The organism is Xanthomonas sp. F4, from assembly GCF_011761895.1.
In genome coordinates, this window is sequence record NZ_JAASQX010000002.1 from 441,497 (window position 1) to 457,557 (window position 16,061).

20 protein-coding genes are annotated in these 16,061 nt (G+C 68.7%); 5 read left to right on the forward strand and 15 right to left on the reverse strand.

Features of this window, described 5'->3' with window-relative positions:
* Positions 1 to 105 precede the first annotated feature (105 nt).
* The 6 genes from smc to FHR66_RS09860 form a co-directional block, all read right to left on the reverse strand.
* Positions 106 to 3,609: a chromosome segregation protein SMC gene (smc, locus tag FHR66_RS09835; protein ID WP_167087749.1), complete on the reverse strand. Its 3,504-nt coding sequence runs from the start codon at positions 3,607 to 3,609 to the stop codon at positions 106 to 108.
* Positions 3,610 to 3,935: 326 nt separating this feature from the next.
* A complete protein-coding gene (rplI, locus tag FHR66_RS09840; protein ID WP_010342531.1) occupies positions 3,936 to 4,385 on the reverse strand; it encodes a 50S ribosomal protein L9 in 450 nt (149 codons plus the stop codon).
* 194 nt (positions 4,386 to 4,579) lie between these two features.
* Positions 4,580 to 4,810 (reverse strand): 30S ribosomal protein S18, encoded by a 231-nt coding sequence (rpsR, locus tag FHR66_RS09845; protein WP_002804494.1) that lies wholly within the window; start codon positions 4,808 to 4,810, stop codon positions 4,580 to 4,582.
* 11 nt (positions 4,811 to 4,821) lie between these two features.
* Positions 4,822 to 5,256: a 30S ribosomal protein S6 gene (rpsF, locus tag FHR66_RS09850; RefSeq protein WP_160960247.1), complete on the reverse strand. Its 435-nt coding sequence runs from the start codon at positions 5,254 to 5,256 to the stop codon at positions 4,822 to 4,824.
* Between the two features lie 233 nt (positions 5,257 to 5,489).
* Positions 5,490 to 6,110, reverse strand: coding sequence for a CbrC family protein (locus tag FHR66_RS09855; RefSeq protein WP_160967866.1), 621 nt, complete (start codon positions 6,108 to 6,110; stop codon positions 5,490 to 5,492).
* Positions 6,111 to 6,175: 65 nt separating this feature from the next.
* A complete protein-coding gene (locus FHR66_RS09860) occupies positions 6,176 to 6,523 on the reverse strand; it encodes a HesB/IscA family protein (protein WP_160967868.1) in 348 nt (115 codons plus the stop codon).
* A 137-nt stretch (positions 6,524 to 6,660) separates the two neighbouring features.
* Between FHR66_RS09860 and asnS the strand changes: the two genes are divergently transcribed.
* Genes asnS through FHR66_RS09880 form a run of 4 tightly spaced genes read left to right on the forward strand, consistent with a single transcriptional unit; the run spans position 6,661 to position 9,322 of the window.
* A complete protein-coding gene (gene asnS / locus FHR66_RS09865) occupies positions 6,661 to 8,055 on the forward strand; it encodes an asparagine--tRNA ligase (protein WP_160967870.1) in 1,395 nt (464 codons plus the stop codon).
* A 22-nt stretch (positions 8,056 to 8,077) separates the two neighbouring features.
* Positions 8,078 to 8,383, forward strand: a complete 306-nt coding sequence (locus FHR66_RS09870; protein ID WP_017907180.1) for a hypothetical protein — start codon at positions 8,078 to 8,080, stop codon at positions 8,381 to 8,383.
* On the forward strand, positions 8,380 to 8,694 hold the full coding sequence (locus FHR66_RS09875) for a hypothetical protein (protein ID WP_160967872.1): 315 nt from the start codon (positions 8,380 to 8,382) through the stop codon (positions 8,692 to 8,694). Before FHR66_RS09870 ends, FHR66_RS09875 begins: the two co-directional genes overlap by 4 nt.
* Before the next feature lie 7 nt (positions 8,695 to 8,701).
* Positions 8,702 to 9,322, forward strand: coding sequence for an FMN-binding negative transcriptional regulator (locus FHR66_RS09880; protein WP_160967874.1), 621 nt, complete (start codon positions 8,702 to 8,704; stop codon positions 9,320 to 9,322).
* A gap of 160 nt (positions 9,323 to 9,482) precedes the next feature.
* Here the strand turns inward: FHR66_RS09880 and FHR66_RS09885 are convergent, their stop codons facing one another.
* The 9 genes from FHR66_RS09885 to FHR66_RS09925 form a co-directional block, all read right to left on the reverse strand.
* Positions 9,483 to 10,193: a response regulator gene (locus tag FHR66_RS09885; RefSeq protein ID WP_160967876.1), complete on the reverse strand. Its 711-nt coding sequence runs from the start codon at positions 10,191 to 10,193 to the stop codon at positions 9,483 to 9,485.
* Positions 10,194 to 10,515: 322 nt separating this feature from the next.
* Positions 10,516 to 11,439 (reverse strand): hypothetical protein, encoded by a 924-nt coding sequence (locus FHR66_RS09890; protein ID WP_425612951.1) that lies wholly within the window; start codon positions 11,437 to 11,439, stop codon positions 10,516 to 10,518.
* 171 nt (positions 11,440 to 11,610) lie between these two features.
* On the reverse strand, positions 11,611 to 12,393 hold the full coding sequence (locus FHR66_RS09895) for a hypothetical protein (protein ID WP_160967880.1): 783 nt from the start codon (positions 12,391 to 12,393) through the stop codon (positions 11,611 to 11,613).
* 42 nt (positions 12,394 to 12,435) lie between these two features.
* A complete protein-coding gene (locus tag FHR66_RS09900; protein ID WP_160967882.1) occupies positions 12,436 to 12,624 on the reverse strand; it encodes a hypothetical protein in 189 nt (62 codons plus the stop codon).
* Positions 12,617 to 13,075, reverse strand: a complete 459-nt coding sequence (locus tag FHR66_RS09905; RefSeq protein ID WP_167087751.1) for a hypothetical protein — start codon at positions 13,073 to 13,075, stop codon at positions 12,617 to 12,619. The genes FHR66_RS09900 and FHR66_RS09905 overlap by 8 nt, the downstream gene beginning before the upstream one ends.
* Positions 13,075 to 13,335, reverse strand: coding sequence for a hypothetical protein (locus FHR66_RS09910; protein WP_048492013.1), 261 nt, complete (start codon positions 13,333 to 13,335; stop codon positions 13,075 to 13,077). The genes FHR66_RS09905 and FHR66_RS09910 overlap by 1 nt, the downstream gene beginning before the upstream one ends.
* Before the next feature lie 46 nt (positions 13,336 to 13,381).
* A complete protein-coding gene (locus FHR66_RS09915) occupies positions 13,382 to 14,014 on the reverse strand; it encodes a DUF2589 domain-containing protein (protein WP_160967886.1) in 633 nt (210 codons plus the stop codon).
* 12 nt (positions 14,015 to 14,026) lie between these two features.
* Positions 14,027 to 14,605, reverse strand: coding sequence for a DUF2589 domain-containing protein (locus FHR66_RS09920; protein WP_173003349.1), 579 nt, complete (start codon positions 14,603 to 14,605; stop codon positions 14,027 to 14,029).
* Between the two features lie 70 nt (positions 14,606 to 14,675).
* Positions 14,676 to 15,215: a glycoside hydrolase family 108 protein gene (locus tag FHR66_RS09925; RefSeq protein WP_160967888.1), complete on the reverse strand. Its 540-nt coding sequence runs from the start codon at positions 15,213 to 15,215 to the stop codon at positions 14,676 to 14,678.
* A 180-nt stretch (positions 15,216 to 15,395) separates the two neighbouring features.
* On the opposite strand from FHR66_RS09925, the gene can reads away from it, so the two are divergent.
* Positions 15,396 to 16,058, forward strand: a complete 663-nt coding sequence (gene can, locus FHR66_RS09930) for a carbonate dehydratase (RefSeq protein WP_160967890.1) — start codon at positions 15,396 to 15,398, stop codon at positions 16,056 to 16,058.
* The last annotated feature ends 3 nt before the right edge of the window (positions 16,059 to 16,061 follow it).

Consider the following 16,061-nt stretch of genomic DNA (forward strand, 5'->3'; position numbering starts at 1 on the left):
ACTCCGGCAAGGGTACACAGGGGGAAAATAACTGCTTGGTGCGCACGACGTCTGCCAGTACAGGGACAACGCCTCGACGCGCATCACGTCCTTTAGCATGTCACGTCAGGCCGCGCCCGCCAAACGCGCGGCCTCCTCGAGGTCCACGCTGACCAGGCGGCTGACGCCGGGCTCGCGCATGGTGACGCCGCTGAGCTGATGCGCCGCCTCCATCGTCGCCTTGTTGTGGCTGACGAACAGGAACTGCACCTTCTCGCTCATTTCCTTGACCATCGCCGCCAGGCGGCCGACGTTGGCTTCGTCCAGCGGCGCGTCCACCTCGTCGAGCAGACAGAACGGCGCAGGGTTGAGCTGGAAGATCGCGAACACCAGCGCCACCGCGGTCATCGCCTTCTCGCCGCCGGACAGCAGCGAGATGCTGGACACGCGCTTGCCCGGGGGGCGCGCCATGATCGCCACGCCGGTGTCCAGCAGATCCTCGCCGGTCAACTCGAGGTAGGCATGGCCGCCGCCGAACAGGCGCGGATACAGCGCCTGCACGCCGGAATTGACCCGGTCGAAGGTGTCCTTGAAGCGGCCGCGGGTCTCGCGATCGATCTTGCGGATGGCGTCCTCCAGGGTTTCCAGCGCGGTGTTCAGGTCGACGTCCTGCGCTTCCAGGTACTCGGCGCGCTGCGCGGCCTCGCCGTACTCGCTGATCGCCGCCAGGTTGACCGGTTCCAGCCGGCGCATGCGTCCATCGATCTGCTGCACCGCCTGCTCCCACTCGGCCGGGTCGGCCTGCTCGGGCAGGCCATTGATGACGTCCTCCAGCACGAAGCCGGCCTTGACCACCGCCGCCGACAGCTGCTCGGCGCTGAGCACCAGCGCCTGCTGGTCGAGCCGGCGCTGGGCGATGCGCTCGCGCTGCGCCAGCGCCTGTTCGTCGCGCTGCTGGCGGGTCTGCTCCAGCGCGCGCAGTTCGTTGTCGATGCCGTCGAGCAGCGCGCGCGCCTCGCCGAGCGCGCGATCGGTGCGCACGCGCTCGCTCAGCGCGGCCTGGTGCTCGGCCTCCAGGGCCAGCACCGGCGAATCGCCCTCGTTCAACTGCGCGCTGAGTTCGCCCAGACGCGCGTCCAGCTGCCCGCGCTGGTTGCCCATGCGCTCCAGCGCCTGGCTCAGCGAGGCGATCTGGGTGCGCTGCGACTCCAGGGTCAGGGCCAGCGCGTGCGAGGCCTCGCGCACCCGCCGCGCGGCGTCGCGGGCCAGGTCGCGCGCCTCGGTGAGCTGACGGCGCTCGCTTTCCAGCGCATGCCGCACCGACTCCAGGTCGCCCATGCTGGTGACCGCGTCCTCCAGCTTGGAGCGCGCCTCGCGCGCTTGCTCGCGGCTGCTGTCCAGGGTTTCCAGCAGCTGCGCGACCTCCAGCTCGATACGCTCGATGCGGGTGCGCGCGGCGTCGACCTTGCCTTGCTGGCTCTGCAACTGTCCGGCCAGTTCGGAGGCGCTGCGGTGCGCCTGGTACAGCTGGCGCTGCGCGTCCTCGCGCTGCTGCTCGCCGGCCAGCAGTTGCGCGCGCAGTTCGCCCAGGCGGTGTTCGAGGTCGGCCTCGCGCTCCTGCAGCGTCTCGATCTGGCCACGCAGGCTCTGGATCTCGCGCTCGCGCAGCAGCGCGCCCTGCTTGGCCGCGCCGGAGCGCGACACCCGCAGCCAGCCCTGGCCCAGGCGCGCACCGTCGCGGGTGACGATGGAATCGCCCTCGCCCAGCTGCGGCAGCAACGCCCGCGCCGCGCTCAAATCCTCGGCGGCATGCAGCCGCGCCAGCAGCCGGCGGATCGCGATCGGCCCCTGCACCTTGGCCGCGAGCGAGGTCGGCGCGAAGGTCTCGGCCGCATCGGCGCCGCTGACCAGGGCGATGCGGCCTTCGCCGAGTTCGCCCAGGGCGTCGACCAGGGTTTCCGGCGCCTCCACCAGCACGCCTTCGATCAACTGCCCGAGCGCGCCTTCGACCGCATTCTCCCAGCCGCTCTCCACGCTGAGCCGCTCGCCGACGCGCGCCGCCGAATCCAGCCCGCGCGCCTGCAGCCAGACCACCGCCGCGCCCTGCTCCTGGCCGAGCGCGGCCTGCTGCAGGGTTTCCAGCGACGACAGCCGGCCGCGCGCGGACTGCGCCTGCTTGCGCACGTCGGCCAGTTCGGCCTGGGCGCTGCGCTGCTGGTCCTGCAGCGCCGCCACGGCCTGCTTGCGCGCCTCGACCTGCTCGTTCAGGCCATCCAGCGCGGCGCGCTGGGTCTCGTGCTGCAGTTCCAGCTGCGCGAACGCCTCGGCCAGCGCGTCCAGGTCCAGCCCGGCGCGCTCGGCCAGCAGCGCCTCGCGGCGGCGCTCTGCCTCCAGCGACTGCCGGTCCAGGTAATCGACGCGGGTGCGCTCCACCTCGCCGGCGCGCGAGGCCTCGGCGGTGTTGCGCTGATGCGATTCCCAGCGCTGCTGCCAGTCGGCCAGGCGCGCCTCGGCCTCGCGCAGCGCTTCCTGCTTGTATTCGTTGTCTTCCTGCAGTTGCTCCAGCTGCGGGCCGGCCACGTCCACCGATTCGCGCAACAGCGCCAGCTTGGCCTCGTCGGTGCCGATGTGCTGGCCGAGCTCGGCGAGCGCCAGTTGCGCCTCGTCGCGCGCCTTGTGCAGGCGCTGCGACAGGTCGCGCTGGTGCTGTATCTGCTGTTCGATCCTGGCCAGGGTGCTGCCGACCTTGTAGACCTCGGCCTGCGCGGTGCTCAGCGCCTCGGCGGCTTCCTCGCGGCGCACGCGTCCGGTCTCGATGCGCGCCTCTGCATCGCGCTGCTCGGCGATCAGTTGCTGCAGGCGGGTCTCTTCCTGGCCCAGCGCCTCGCGCAGGCCCTGCAGGCGCCCGTCCAGGCCGCGGTATTCCAGCGCCTTCCACTGCGCGTCCTTGATCCGCCGTTCTTCCTGCAGCGCCTGGTACTGCTCGGCCTGGCGCGCCTGGCGCTTGAGGTGCTCGAGCTGCTTGCCGATCTCCTCGCGCAGGTCGCCCAGCCGCTCCAGGTTCTCGCGGGTGTGGCGGATGCGGGTCTCGGTCTCCTTGCGCCGCTCCTTGTACTTGGAGATGCCGGCGGCCTCCTCCAGGTACACGCGCAGGTCCTCCGGGCGCGCCTCGATGATCTGGCTGATCATGCCCTGCTCGATGATCGAGTAGCTGCGCGGGCCCAGGCCCGTGCCCAGGAACAGGTCGGTGATGTCGCGGCGCCGGCACTTGGTGCCGTTGAGGTAGTAGCTGCTGCTGCCGTCGCGGCTGACCTGGCGCTTGACCGAGATCTCGTTGAACGAGGCGTACTCGCCGGAGATGGTGTGGTCGGAGTTGTCGAAGATCAGTTCCACCGTGGCCTGCGACACCGGCTTGCGCGCCGAGGAACCGGAGAAGATCACGTCGGTCAGCGAATCGCCGCGCAGGCGGCTGGCCGAACTTTCGCCCATCACCCAGCGCACCGCGTCGATGATGTTCGACTTGCCGCAGCCGTTCGGACCGACGATGCCGGTCATGTTGGTCGGCAGGTGCAGCGTGGTCGGATCGACGAAGGACTTGAAGCCGGACAGCTTGATGGTCGACAGGCGCATGGTGCGGGCAATCCATGGCAGGCGCCGCCGGCATTCCGAGCTGCGCTGCCGCTAATGAAGATCCAGGTGAGGTCCTGCTTCCAACCCATTGATGCGGCTACACCACCGGGTCGACATCGGACACGAGTCGCTGAGTATAGCGGCCCCTGCGCGGCACTGGGGCGGCCTGCGCCGGGTGGCGCCGATGCGACGGCGATCGCACATGCAGGCGACCGGTCGCCAGCCGTGCAAGCCAGGGCCACACGACCCGCCGACGGCGGCGCAGGTCGGCACAAACGACACGGGCACCTTGCGGTGCCCGTGTCGGTACAGCGATGACGACGCGATCAGGCGTCGGCTTCGACCACGACCTTGACCGTGGTTTCCACGTCGGCGTGCAGGCGCACCAGCACCTCGTACTCGCCGATGTTGCGGAACGCGCCTTCGCCCAGCACCACTTCGCCCTTCTCCAGCGGCATGCCGGCGGCGGTGAAGGCTTCGGCGATGTCGCGCGGGCCGACCGAGCCGTACAGCTTGCCTTCGGTGGACGCGTTGGCCTTGACGGTCACGCTGGCGCCTTCCAGCTTGGCGGCACGGGCTTCGGCGTCGTCGTGGATCGACTTGGCCTTGGCTTCGTACTCGGCGCGCTTGGCTTCGAACTCGGCGATGTTGGCGGCGGTGGCCGGCACGGCCTTGCCCTGCGGCACCAGGTAGTTGCGGCCGTAGCCCGGCTTGACGTCGACCTTGTCGCCGAGGCCGCCCAGGTTGGTCACTTTCTGCAGAAGAATCAGTTGCATGGTCTTGCTCCGTTATTCGTTAGCGTCGGCACGCGGCCGCCGCAACGGGTGCTGTCCGAATAGGAGAAGCCGGGATTGGGGATTCGGGAATCGGGATTTGCACCCGATCGGCACCGCACTCTTCGATCGCCAGACTTCGGTTGAATGCCCGCACCGGGAGGTGCGGGCCGTGTTGCGTTCCGGGAGACCCGGAATCAAACGTCGTGGTTGTCCGTGTACGGGATCAGCGCCAGGAAACGCGCGCGCTTGACCGCCGTGGCCAGCTGACGCTGGTACTTGGACTTGGTGCCGGTCACGCGGCTCGGCACGATCTTGCCGTTCTCGGTGAGGTACTGGCGCAGGGTGTTGAGATCCTTGTAGTCGATCTCTTTGACGCCCTCGGCGGTGAACTTGCAGAACTTGCGACGACGGAAGAACTTGGACATGAGCGTGCTCCTTAGGCGGCTTCGGCGGCGTCGCCGTCGGTTTCGGTGGCGGCGGCGGGCGCATCGCCCTCTTCGTCGTCGCGACGACGGCGCTCACCGCGCTCGGGCTTGTCGGCCTTCTCGTCCTTGCTCTTCATGATCAGCGACTGCTCGGTGTCCGGACCGTCGCGCTTGATCACCAGGTGGCGCAGCACCGCGTCGTTGAAGCGGAAGCTCTCGACCAGCTCGCTCAGCACGGCCTGGTCCACTTCGATGTTCAGCATGACGTAGTGGGCCTTCACCAGGTTCTGGATCGGGTACGCCAGCTGGCGGCGGCCCCAGTCTTCCAGACGGTGGATGGTGCCCTTGCCGTTCTCGACCAGCGACTTGTAGCGCTCGATCATGGCCGGGACCTGCTCGCTCTGATCCGGGTGGACCAGGAACACGATTTCGTAATGACGACTCATGGTGTTTACCTTTCGGATGTGGCCTTGCGGCCGGACAGCCCCCCGCGGTGGTGACGGCGGTGGGGCAAGGACTCCCGCCGGGAAGGCAGGAAGCCGCACATTATGGCGTAGAAGTGCCGCCACGGACAAGCTGTCGAAGCGGAGGCGGAATGAATGTCCTGGCTTAACGAAGCCGGGACCCGGGGCCCGGGTCCCGGAAAGCAAGGCCGCCCGGCCTCTCGTGGCGAGATGTCTCAACCCACCTGCACGAAGAAGGGATCCGGACCGCTCTTCCGGGTCCCCGGTCCCGGGCCCCGGGTCCCGGCTTCCCACCCCATATCGACATGCAGGCGATGCTGGCCGCACTGCAGGCAACGGAACAGGCAGCCGACCAGCGTGCCGTCGCGGGACAGCCGCGCCAGCAGCCAGTCCGCATCGCGCGGGGTGACCTCGACGATGTCGGGCATGACCTCGTCCAGGATCGGCGCGAGGTCATCGCCCCCGGCGTAGCCAAGGAAGGCGCAGGGCTGATCGCAATGGCTCAGCCACACCGGCTGCTGCCAGGCCGAATACCCCGGCGTGCGGGTGCAGATCGCCTGCAGCAGCGCGGCATCGATGGCCGGCGGCGCGTCGTCCGGGTTGGGCGAGACGCCCTCGATCTCCGCCCAGTCGTTGAACTCGCCCTCGAAGCGGGCCGCGGCGCGACCGTCGGCGATGCACCAGGGACACAGGAACTGCGGACTGTCGCCGACACAGTAGAACGGCCCCTGGTAGTGCCAGGCACGGGTTTCGCCGCAGCAATCGCAGACGCCGTCTTCCTGCGCGAAGCACAGCGCATAGGCGTTGGGATGATGGAGGAACTGAGGCAGTTGCATGCGAACCGATACCGCCCTGCCCTACGTCCTCCGCGGAGGAGGCCGCTTGGCCGGCGCGGCGACGCTCAGGGCGCGTCGGCGTGCGCGGCGTCGGTGGTGAAGCTCTCGCCGCAGCCGCATTCGGCGGTGGCATTCGGGTTGCGGAACACGAAGGTCTCGCCAAGGCCCTGCTTGCCGAAGTCGATCTCGGTGCCGTCCACCAGCGGCAGGCTGGTGGCATCGACGTAGATGCGCACGCCATCCTGCTCGAACACCGCGTCGTCCGGACGTGCCTCGCGCGCCAGGTCGGTGACATGGCCCCAGCCGGAACAGCCGGTGCGCTCGACGCCGAAGCGCAATCCCAGCGCGCCAGGCGTCTGCGCGACGAAGCGCTGCACGCGGGCATGGGCGACGGGGGTGAGATGGACGGCCATGGCGACGACTCCGGACAACTGCGAGCGGACATTATAGGGAGGACGGCGGCCGATCGCCGCCACGCCTCGCAAGCGCTGCGCTCCAGCCAGTACACTTGCCCCTTCCATATCGAGTCGCTGCGGCGAGGATTCAAGTCATGACGGTGGTGAGCGTTGCACATGCGCTGGCCGGGAAGATCCCGGAAGGCGGCGAAGTCACGGTGCGGGGATGGGTGCGCACGCTGCGCGGATCTGCCGGACTGGCTTTCATCAATGTGAGCGACGGCTCCTGCTTCGCCCCGATCCAGGTGGTGGGGACCGACGCGCTGCCCAACTTCGACGAGGTCAAGCGGCTCACCGGCAGCTGCTCGCTGATCGCCAAGGGCGTGCTGGTGAAGTCACAGGGCAAGGGCCAGTCGTTCGAGATCCAGGCCAGTTCCGTCGAAGTGGTCGGCTGGGTCGAGGACCCGCTGACCTACCCGATCCAGCCCAAGCCGATGTCGCCGGAATTCCTGCGCGAGGTCGCACACCTGCGCCCGCGCACCAACCTGTTCGGCGCGGTGACGCGCATCCGCAACTGCCTGGCGCAGGCGGTGCACCGCTACTTCCACCTCAACGGCTACAACTGGATCAGCACGCCGATCATCACCACCTCCGACGCCGAAGGCGCCGGCCAGATGTTCCGCGTTTCCACGCTGGACATGGCCAACCTGCCGCGCGACGCGCAGGGCCAGGTCGACTTCGGCCGCGACTTCTTCGGCAAGGAGACCTTCCTGACCGTATCCGGCCAGCTCAACGTCGAGGCCTACTGCCTGGCGCTGAGCAAGGTCTACACCTTCGGCCCCACCTTCCGCGCCGAGAACAGCCACACTACCCGCCACCTGGCCGAGTTCTGGATGATCGAGCCGGAGATCGCCTTCGCCGACCTGGCCGAGGACGCGCGGGTCGCCGAGGACTTCCTGAAGTACCTGTTCCGTGCGGTGCTGGAAGAGCGTGCCGACGACCTGGCGTTCATCGCCGAGCGTGTCGACAAGACCGCGATCAGCAAGCTGGAGACCTTCATCAACTCGCCGTTCGAGCGCATCGAGTACGGCGACGCGATCGGCTTGCTGCAGAAATCCGGGCAGAAGTTCGAGTTCCCGGTGGAATGGGGCCTGGACCTGCAGACCGAGCACGAGCGCTGGCTGACCGAGCAGCACGTCGGCCGCCCGGTGGTGGTGACCAACTACCCCGAGCACATCAAGGCCTTCTACATGCGCCTGAACGACGACGGCAAGACCGTGGCGGCGATGGACGTGCTGGCCCCCGGCATCGGCGAGATCATCGGCGGCAGCCAGCGCGAGGAACGCCTGGACGTGCTCGACGCGCGCATGCAGCAGTTCGGCCTGGATCCGCAGCATTACGGCTGGTACCGCGACTTCCGCCGCTACGGCACGGTGCCGCACGCCGGCTTCGGCCTGGGCTTCGAGCGCCTGGTGGTGTACGTGTGCGGGCTGAGCAACATCCGCGACGCCATCCCCTACCCGCGCGCGCCGGGCAGCGCCGAGTTCTGAGCCGGCCAGGGGAGCGCGCGCCATGATCCTGTTCTTCGCGCTGTGCTTCGTCGGCGTGGCGATCGCCGGGGCCAGCGCGTTCCTGATCTTCTGGCCGCTGACCCTGGTGCACATCCGCGACCGCCATCCGCCGCTGGTGGCGGCGTTCGGGCCGGGCGCCTTCCTCAAGCCGGTCGCGCTCGGCTGGCTGCTGGCGCGGCGCTACCGCCCGCTGGGCGACCGCGGGCTCTCCGGGCTGGCGACGCCGGCCTGGCTGTCGCTGATGACCATCTTCTTCGGCCTGGGCATGGCCGCCCTGCTCTGGCTGCTTTCCCTGGTGATCCCATGACTTCAGATTCCCCCTCCCACGATCAGTGGTACCTGGCCAGTCTCGGCCGCCTGCTGGTGTGGGCGCGCCTGCGCGTGCGCGACGCCGGCACCGCCGAGGTGCTGGACAGCGACGGCAATACGCTCAGCTACGACAGCGAGGACACCGCCCGCGCGGCGCTGTTCGACGCCGAGTTCGTCGCTTTCGATGGTCTCGACGAAGACGATGCGCGGGCGCGCGGCTTCTCGTTGAGCGAGGTGTCGCCGCCGCAGGCCGACGACGACGCCGGCCTGCGCGGACGCATGACCCAGAGCCTGGGCGCGCGCGCCTGACCTGGCGATGCACGTTCCGCCCGCCTTCGCCGAACACGACCTGGGCGCGCTGGACGCGCTGATCGCGCACCACCCGTTCGCCACCCTGGTCACCGTCGCCGACGGCCTGCCCTGCGCCACGCCGTTGCCGGTGCTGTACCGGCGCGACGGCGCGCGCATCCTGGTCGAAGGCCATTGGTCGCGGGCCAACCCGCAGGCCCGGCACGCCGGGCCGGCCTTGCTGATCGTGCACGGCCCGCATGCCTACGTCTCGCCGGGCTGGTATCCGGACAAGGACGCGATGGCGCGGGTGCCGACCTGGAACTACGCCACGGCGCACCTGCACGGTCACCTGCAGCCCAGCGACGACGAGGCCATGCTGGCCGATGTGGTGGCGCGGCTGAGCGAACGCCACGAGCGCGCGTTGGGCAGCGACTGGCGCTACGAGCCGGACAACGACGCGCACCGGCGCCAGTTGCGCGGCATCGTCGGCTTCCACCTGGAGGTCGAGCGGGTCGAACTGAAGTTCAAGCTCAGCCAGAACCATCCGCCGGCGAACCAGGCCGCGGTGCGCGAGGCGTTGCAGGCCCAGGCCGACGCCGGCGCGCAAGGCATTGCGGCACTGATGCGCGCGCGACGCCAGGACTGAACGCGCGGCCGCGATCCAGCGTGGCGAGCACGACCGAACGCAGAGCGGTCAGGCCTGGCCAATGAAGCGCAGCAGCGACCGCAACGCATGCGTGATGCATGAAGATCGCGAGCGCCGGGCGCGCCGCCTGGCGGCTGCACCGCCATGACGCGCGCGCCACTCAGCCGCAACGGCTGGCCGGTCCTTGGCGGTCGCGATCGGCGCGGTGTGCGCTGGCGCGGCCGCCGTCCAGCGGCGACAGGCCTTCGCGGATCGCGTACCGGGTCAACTGCGCGATGCTCTGCATGCCCAGCTTGAGCATGATGTGCTCGCGATGGGTGCCGATGGTCTTGACGCTGATGTGCAGGCGCGCGGCGATCTCCTTGGTCGACAATCCCTCGGACAGCAACTGCACGATCTCGCGTTCGCGCGAGGTCAGCAGCGTATAGGCGGAAACCGCGTCACCGGGCGGGCAGCGGTACTCGCTGACCAGCGACTGCGACAGCTGCGGGCTGATGTACAACTGATCGTTGCCGACCTGCTGGATCGCGCGCAGCAATTCGTGGAAGGTGCTGTTGCGCGCCAGGTAGCCCTTGGCGCCGGCGTCGATGGCCGCGCGTACGTTGACTGCGGCATCGGAGGCGGCAATGCAGATGGCCTTGCTGCGCGGGCTGCGCTGCAGTAGCCGACGGGTGGCCTCGATGCCGTTGAGTCCCGGCAGCATCACATCCATCAGCACGACGTCCGGCTGCTGCCGGGTCACCAGTTGCACGCACTCCAGTCCGTCGACCGCGTGGCCGACCACGTCGATGTCCGGCGTATTGTCCAACAGGGCCACCATGCCCTCCAGCACGATGCTGCGTTCGGCGGCAATCACGATACGTGTGTTCATTCTCTACCTGTGTTGGTAATGGAACTCCCAACGCGCGACCGCGCGGCAACCCGCGTCCGCTGCAGTGCGACGCGCCCCTTTTTTCAACCGATGCGACAGCGCGGAACCTGCGCTTGCGTTACGTCCTCAGCTTGTCACGCTGGGCCATGGCGGCCATCGGCTTCAGGCTGATATGGATGGCGGCGACGGCTGAACTTGTGCGGATTGCCGCATTAGTCTCGGTTTGTAGACAGAATCCCGTGCTAGGGCGCACACGCTGTGACGCAGAACGAAGTCCTGCGCCGACGAACGATGGTGGGACGCCGGCGATACGCCGGCATGCTCATTCCGCAGCAGCGGTTGGCGGCGGTGGTGGTGGCGGTAACCGGGCGGCCTCCACCTGCAGCATGGCGCGGGCGAACTCGGCGAGCCGCTGCTGGATCGCGGCCGGCGGCGTGCCGGCCTCGATCGACTGCTGCAAGGCCATCAACTGCGCGGCCAGCTCGCCCTGCCAGCGCATGCGCTCGGTGTCGTTGCTGGCGCGCTGCACTTCCAGCGACGCCTGCGCCTGCGCGGAGGTGTCGCCGCGCACGAGCGTTTCCATGGCGTCGACCAGGCGCTGCAGCAGGCGATACACCGCGGTGGCGGAAAAGCCGCCGAGCATCGCCAGGGTCGGCTTGCCGAAGCTGCGCATGCCACCGCTTTCGAACAGGTCCGGCGGCAGCACCTCGACCAGGATCAGGCCGGCGATCAGGCCCAGGATCATGCGTGCGCCGTAGGAGGCGTCGTACTTGGGGTCGTAGCTGGCGTCGGCGACGTAGCGGTGCACCTGGAACAGCGAGGAGAACGAGGCGCCCAGGCCGGCGCAGAACAGCAGGAACAGCGCGTTCCACAGCAGCACGCTGCCCGAGGAATCCAGGAACCCCAGGCGCACGTTGTCCGCGCTGACCTTGCTGGACAGCGCCGATGCCACCACCGCGAACAGGAACAACAGCGAGGTGGCGGTCAGCGCGCGCACCAGCGGCAGCGGACCGAGCAAGGTCGCCCAGTGCGGACGGCGCCGCTCGGCGTCGAGCAGGAATACCGCCTGCGGAGTCGCCGGGCGGATCAGTTGCGCCAACCGCCGATGGGTCACCGCCAGTTCGTGCGCGCGCTGCTCGATGTCGCCCGCCTCGCCGTCCGACGAAGCGGCGCATAACAGCATGGACAGCCGCGCAATCAGCTCCGGCGGCACCGCCATGCCATGCTCCAGCGCGTAGCGGGCCATCGCTTCGCACTCCGCACGCAACTGCGGCAGGATGCCCGGCGGCGGCAGGCGCGGCACGGCGTTGCGTGCCGCGCGCAGCCGACGCCACAGGGCGCCGGCCAGCGTCTTGATCCAGACGTTCATCGCAACACTCCTGGACGGAAGCGGTGGCCGGCGCCTGCGTGCGGCGGATTACGGGTTGGCGGGCGCACGCTCCAGCAATGCGTTTTCCCGGCGCGTCCCGGCGCGGTCCACGGTCTGCAGTTCGAGCTTGCCGTCCGGCCTCGCGCGCAGCGTCAGCTGGCCGTCGCCCAGGCGCGCGCAGGTGCCCTGATCGTTCATGTCCAGCGCGTACAGCGCTGCTCCCTCGCGCGTGTCGAGGTAGCGTCCCTGCACCCTGCACTCGCGCGGCGCGCCGTAGCGCAACTGTACCGTGGCGTTGCCCGGCGCCTGCGGCGTCGCGGCGACGCTCAGCTGCACGGTAACTGCCCCATTACCGTAATCGGGACGAATCAACCCGCGCCATGCGCCCTGCAGCGGGCTGGGCTGGCCCGGATCGGTATGCAGCACGACCGGCAGGTCCGTGCCGCCGACATTGAGCCGCAGGTCGTCGCCGCTGCGTTGCACGCGCAGCGGCTTGCCCATCAGCTTGTCGCAGTAGGCGCCGCCATTGATCGACTCCAGCGCGAAGCTGCCGTCCGCTTGCGGCTTGACCAGCAGCGCGCAGTTCAGCGGCGAGCCGAACATCAACCGGGCCTTGCCGTCCCGCTGGACCAGGCGCACCGAGGCCAGGCGCTGCGCGTCCGTCGCCAGGGTGCCGTTCCATTCGCCGGGCGGCAGCGCCTCGGCACTGGCCGCTGCGACCGGCGCGGCAGGCGTAGGCGCCTGCGGCGCGGCAACGGCGGCGGACGGCAGGGCCAGGCACAGCCCCAGCCAGAGCGGGAAACGCGCAACACCACGCGAACGGATACGCATGCGACTCTCCTGTTGGATATGAAGGTAAAACGAAGGGCGCGGTCAGGACAGACCGAACCGGATCAGCGCCAGGACGGCCGCCACGAGAAACAGTACGGCAAGCAGCCACAGCGCCCGGCGTCGACGCCGGCGCAGCCGCTGCGCGCGGGCCAGCGAGCGCAGGTCGATGTGCAGTTCTCGGCACCACAGGTCGGTGTCGTGCCGGGACAGGATGAAGCCGTGTCTACGCATGTGCGCTCTCCTGGGCGGGATCGTGCGGGGCGGGCGCGTCGGACAGGTGCCACAGCTTCAGCCGCTGACCGTCGAACAGCACCTCGCCGATCGGGGTATGGGTACCGCGGAACAGGACCTGCAAGCGGTGGCCGGGCCGGCGCGGCCGGCGCGGCTGCACCTGCAGCAGCAGGCGCGGCGCCTCGTCCGGCACGTCCACCACGTCCAGTTCGACGTCGAAGGCCAGGGCCAACTCGCCGATCTGCGGCAACTGCCAGGCGCGCAGTTCCCACAACGGGATCTGCAGCGACGGCGGCTCGGCCGCGTCCGTTTCCACCTGCAGCGTCTCGCCTGCGCCGAAGCAGGCGCGCAATGCCTGTGCGTGACGCGCGCGGCAGCGCCGCTGCGCATCCAGCAAGGCCGCCGACAGCCCCTGCAGGAACAGGTCGAACTCGCAGCGCAGCCTGGCCATCAGTCGTCCTTCAACCAGCCGGGCTTGCGCGGAAAGCCCACGTGGTAGCACAGCCACTGCATCACCACCTGGTGCTCGCCGATCTGCAGCACGGCGAAATTCTTCTCGGTGCCGATGATCGCGCCCTTCGGCGAATCGCTCAGGCAGCGGTTGAGCAAAGCCCGCGCCGCCTCGATCTGCTCGGGCGACTGCATCTGCGTCGGGTTGTCGCTACCGACCACGACCCGCTTGACGAACTTGACTTCAGTAAGGTCGAACATCGTTGACGAGTCCCCCGACGAGATGGTTCAACGGACCGCTATGGGATTACGGGTTGACCGCGATCGGCTTGCCGATCTTGCGCGGCGCCACCGAGGTCTGCAGGATGTCCAGCACCCGCGCCAGGCCTTCCGGCGGACCCTTGTCGGCGGCATGCACCGAGACGTGGTACTTGGCCGAGTTGTCCGAGCTGCGCGTGTTCTCCTTGCTGGTGGAGACCGAGCCCTGGATGTGCACCTTGGCCTTGAACAGGCCGAAGCCGTATTCCACGTCCGCCGACAGCGACGCCGAGGCATCGGTCTTTTCCTTGGAGGAAAAGGACGACTTCACTTCCATGTCGAAGGTGATGTCCACGGTCTGGATGCTCAGGCTGGGCACGTTGACGATGGCCAGCAGCGGCACTTCCAGTTCGACGTCCTCCTCGGCGATGCCACCGGCCTTGTCCGGGTCGTCGACCGGCCGCTTGAAGCGGAAGCTGGCGGTACGGGTGGCGCCGGTCGCCTGCGGATTCTTCGGGTCGGGGTTGTCCGGCGGCAAGAAGCCGATGACGCGGATGAAATCGGCGGTGGCGCGGGCCAGTTTGACCTGCGCGTCGCAGGCCGCATCCAGCGGGCCGCCGATCAGGTCGCCCATCGGCAGACCCTTGAATTGACTTGACATGTTGACGAGTTCGTCAGCCATTGCAGTGACTCCTTAGTTGGTGGGATTGGTTACATCGTCCGTGCCCGCGACGTCCGGCTTGTCGGCCATGACCGTCTTGAACACGCCCTGCGTCTGCGCCAGATGGTTCAGCAATCTGGCAGCTCCGTCAGTCGGTTCGGTCCCCTCCACGCGCAACACGACGTGGACGGCACTCTGGCGCTGGCTCCGCGCGCTGGCGCTGGTATCCACGCGCACGCTGGAACGGGTGGCGGTGCGCTTGGCCTGCCAGGCACCGCGCGGGCCGGGCGACTCCGGCGCGAAGAAGCCGTCGGCGGATTGCAGGCCGCCGAGGTCGCCGAGCTGCGCATCGAAGCTGATCTCCACGTCCTTGATCCGCAGCACGTTGGTCGAGACCAGCGGCAGCAGCGGCGCGCGGTAGTAGTCCTCGTCGCCTTCGGCGGCCTGCGGGTGCTGCGACGGCAGGCGGATGATCACGCTCTTGGGCCGGTGGAACTCGTCGAAGTAGTCGCCGAGGTTGGCCATCTGGTGCTGCTCGATGCGGTCCTGCGCCTCGATCACGGCGCCGGCCAGCGCTTCGATCAGGTCGTTCAATGCGGTCGGTCCAGCCATGGTCGCTCCTGGGGAAAGAAGGCTGCCGTCGGCGACGGCGGCGGATCGGCGTCGTACGCCGTGTGCGCGCTCAGCTCAGGTCGGGGAAGGAATCGGTGCGCGCCAGCCAGCCCTTGAGAAACTTGGCCAGCGGCGGCCTGGCCGCGACCAGCCGCTGGTAGTAGTCGCGCCGGCCCTGCTTGTAGCGTGCGTACAGATCGCGCTGGTCGGCCGCCAACAGCGCCGCCAGGGTGGCCGAGCCCAACTTGCCGTCCTCCGGCAGCTTCAGCGTCGGAGTCTGCGCATTGAGCACGCGTTGCAGCAGCTTGATGGCGTTGTTGCCGGCATTGACCTGGAAGTCGAACAGGATGTTGACCAGCGGCTGCAGCGCGATCTCGTCACCATGCACCGCATTCCAGTAGCAGGTCTTGTAGATCACCCCGGCCTGCGCGTCGGTGAGCGCGCGCAGGTTGTCCAGGGTCGGTTCCAGTTGCAGCAGGCTCTTGGCGTACACGCGGAAGGTCGCCAGGGTGATGCCCTTGTTGGTGGCGCCGCCCGGATCGACCGGATCGTTGACGAAGCCGCCCTCGTGCTTGAGCAGGGTCGAAAAGAACGCGTTGAAGTCGGCCATGGGATCCTCCGCTGATGCCCGGTGTGGGCGTGGAGGAAGTCTGCGCAGCGGGCCGCGCCAACGGGATCGGCAAAAGCCCGATCCGGCGACGCCTGCGCACTGAGGCGCCGCGGCCCTCATGCGCGTCGGCGTATGCGTCAGCTGCACGCCGGACCCAGGCTTCTGGAATAATGCGACGCTATGAGCAAAATCGCGCAACTCCTGGACAACAACCGCTCCTGGTCCGAACGCATCAACCGCGAGGATCCGGAGTTCTTCAGCCGCCTGTCCAAGCAGCAGACCCCGGAGTACCTGTGGATCGGCTGTTCCGACTCGCGGGTGCCGGCGAACCAGATCATCGACATGGCGCCGGGCGAGGTGTTCGTCCACCGCAACATCGCCAACGTGGTGGTGCATACCGACCTCAACTGCCTGTCGGTGATCCAGTTCGCGGTCGAGGTGCTGAAGGTGCGGCACATCCTGGTGGTCGGCCACTACGGTTGCGGCGGAGTGCATGCCGGCCTGACCCGCGCGCGGCTGGGCCTGGTCGACAACTGGATCCGCCACGTCACCGACGTGGCCGAGAAGCACGAGCACTGCCTGCAGCAGGCCGGCGCGCTCAACGTGCAGCACGCGCGGCTGTGCGAACTCAACGTGCTCGAGCAGGTGGTCAACGTCAGCCGCACCTCGATCGTGCTCGACGCCTGGGCACGTGGCCAGGAACTGACCGTGCACGGCTGGGTCTACAGCCTGCGCGACGGCCGCGTGCACGACCTGGGCATGGAACTCGGTCGCATCGACGACCTGGTGCCGCGCTACGATGCCGCCCTGGCGCGCATCAGCCAGGACCGCGAGGACCGCTGAGCG

Bases quoted from the DNA above. Each gene is read 5' to 3' on its own strand.
- FHR66_RS09920 (WP_173003349.1), bottom strand. From the start codon at position 14,605: ATGGCTGGACCGACCGCATTGAACGACCTGATCGAAGCGCTGGCCGGC.
- smc (WP_167087749.1), bottom strand. From the start codon at position 3,609: ATGCGCCTGTCGACCATCAAGCTGTCCGGCTTCAAGTCCTTCGTCGAT.
- FHR66_RS09925 (WP_160967888.1), bottom strand. From the start codon at position 15,215: ATGGCCGACTTCAACGCGTTCTTTTCGACCCTGCTCAAGCACGAGGGC.
- FHR66_RS09860 (WP_160967868.1), bottom strand. From the start codon at position 6,523: ATGGCCGTCCATCTCACCCCCGTCGCCCATGCCCGCGTGCAGCGCTTC.
- FHR66_RS09910 (WP_048492013.1), bottom strand. From the start codon at position 13,335: ATGTTCGACCTTACTGAAGTCAAGTTCGTCAAGCGGGTCGTGGTCGGT.
- asnS (WP_160967870.1), top strand. From the start codon at position 6,661: ATGACGGTGGTGAGCGTTGCACATGCGCTGGCCGGGAAGATCCCGGAA.
- FHR66_RS09880 (WP_160967874.1), top strand. From the start codon at position 8,702: ATGCACGTTCCGCCCGCCTTCGCCGAACACGACCTGGGCGCGCTGGAC.
- FHR66_RS09900 (WP_160967882.1), bottom strand. From the start codon at position 12,624: ATGCGTAGACACGGCTTCATCCTGTCCCGGCACGACACCGACCTGTGG.
- FHR66_RS09890 (WP_425612951.1), bottom strand. From the start codon at position 11,439: ATGGCCCGCTACGCGCTGGAGCATGGCATGGCGGTGCCGCCGGAGCTG.
- FHR66_RS09915 (WP_160967886.1), bottom strand. From the start codon at position 14,014: ATGGCTGACGAACTCGTCAACATGTCAAGTCAATTCAAGGGTCTGCCG.
- rplI (WP_010342531.1), bottom strand. From the start codon at position 4,385: ATGCAACTGATTCTTCTGCAGAAAGTGACCAACCTGGGCGGCCTCGGC.
- FHR66_RS09895 (WP_160967880.1), bottom strand. From the start codon at position 12,393: ATGCGTATCCGTTCGCGTGGTGTTGCGCGTTTCCCGCTCTGGCTGGGG.
- FHR66_RS09870 (WP_017907180.1), top strand. From the start codon at position 8,078: ATGATCCTGTTCTTCGCGCTGTGCTTCGTCGGCGTGGCGATCGCCGGG.
- can (WP_160967890.1), top strand. From the start codon at position 15,396: ATGAGCAAAATCGCGCAACTCCTGGACAACAACCGCTCCTGGTCCGAA.
- FHR66_RS09855 (WP_160967866.1), bottom strand. From the start codon at position 6,110: ATGCAACTGCCTCAGTTCCTCCATCATCCCAACGCCTATGCGCTGTGC.
- rpsF (WP_160960247.1), bottom strand. From the start codon at position 5,256: ATGAGTCGTCATTACGAAATCGTGTTCCTGGTCCACCCGGATCAGAGC.
- FHR66_RS09875 (WP_160967872.1), top strand. From the start codon at position 8,380: ATGACTTCAGATTCCCCCTCCCACGATCAGTGGTACCTGGCCAGTCTC.
- FHR66_RS09905 (WP_167087751.1), bottom strand. From the start codon at position 13,075: ATGGCCAGGCTGCGCTGCGAGTTCGACCTGTTCCTGCAGGGGCTGTCG.
- rpsR (WP_002804494.1), bottom strand. From the start codon at position 4,810: ATGTCCAAGTTCTTCCGTCGTCGCAAGTTCTGCAAGTTCACCGCCGAG.
- FHR66_RS09885 (WP_160967876.1), bottom strand. From the start codon at position 10,193: ATGAACACACGTATCGTGATTGCCGCCGAACGCAGCATCGTGCTGGAG.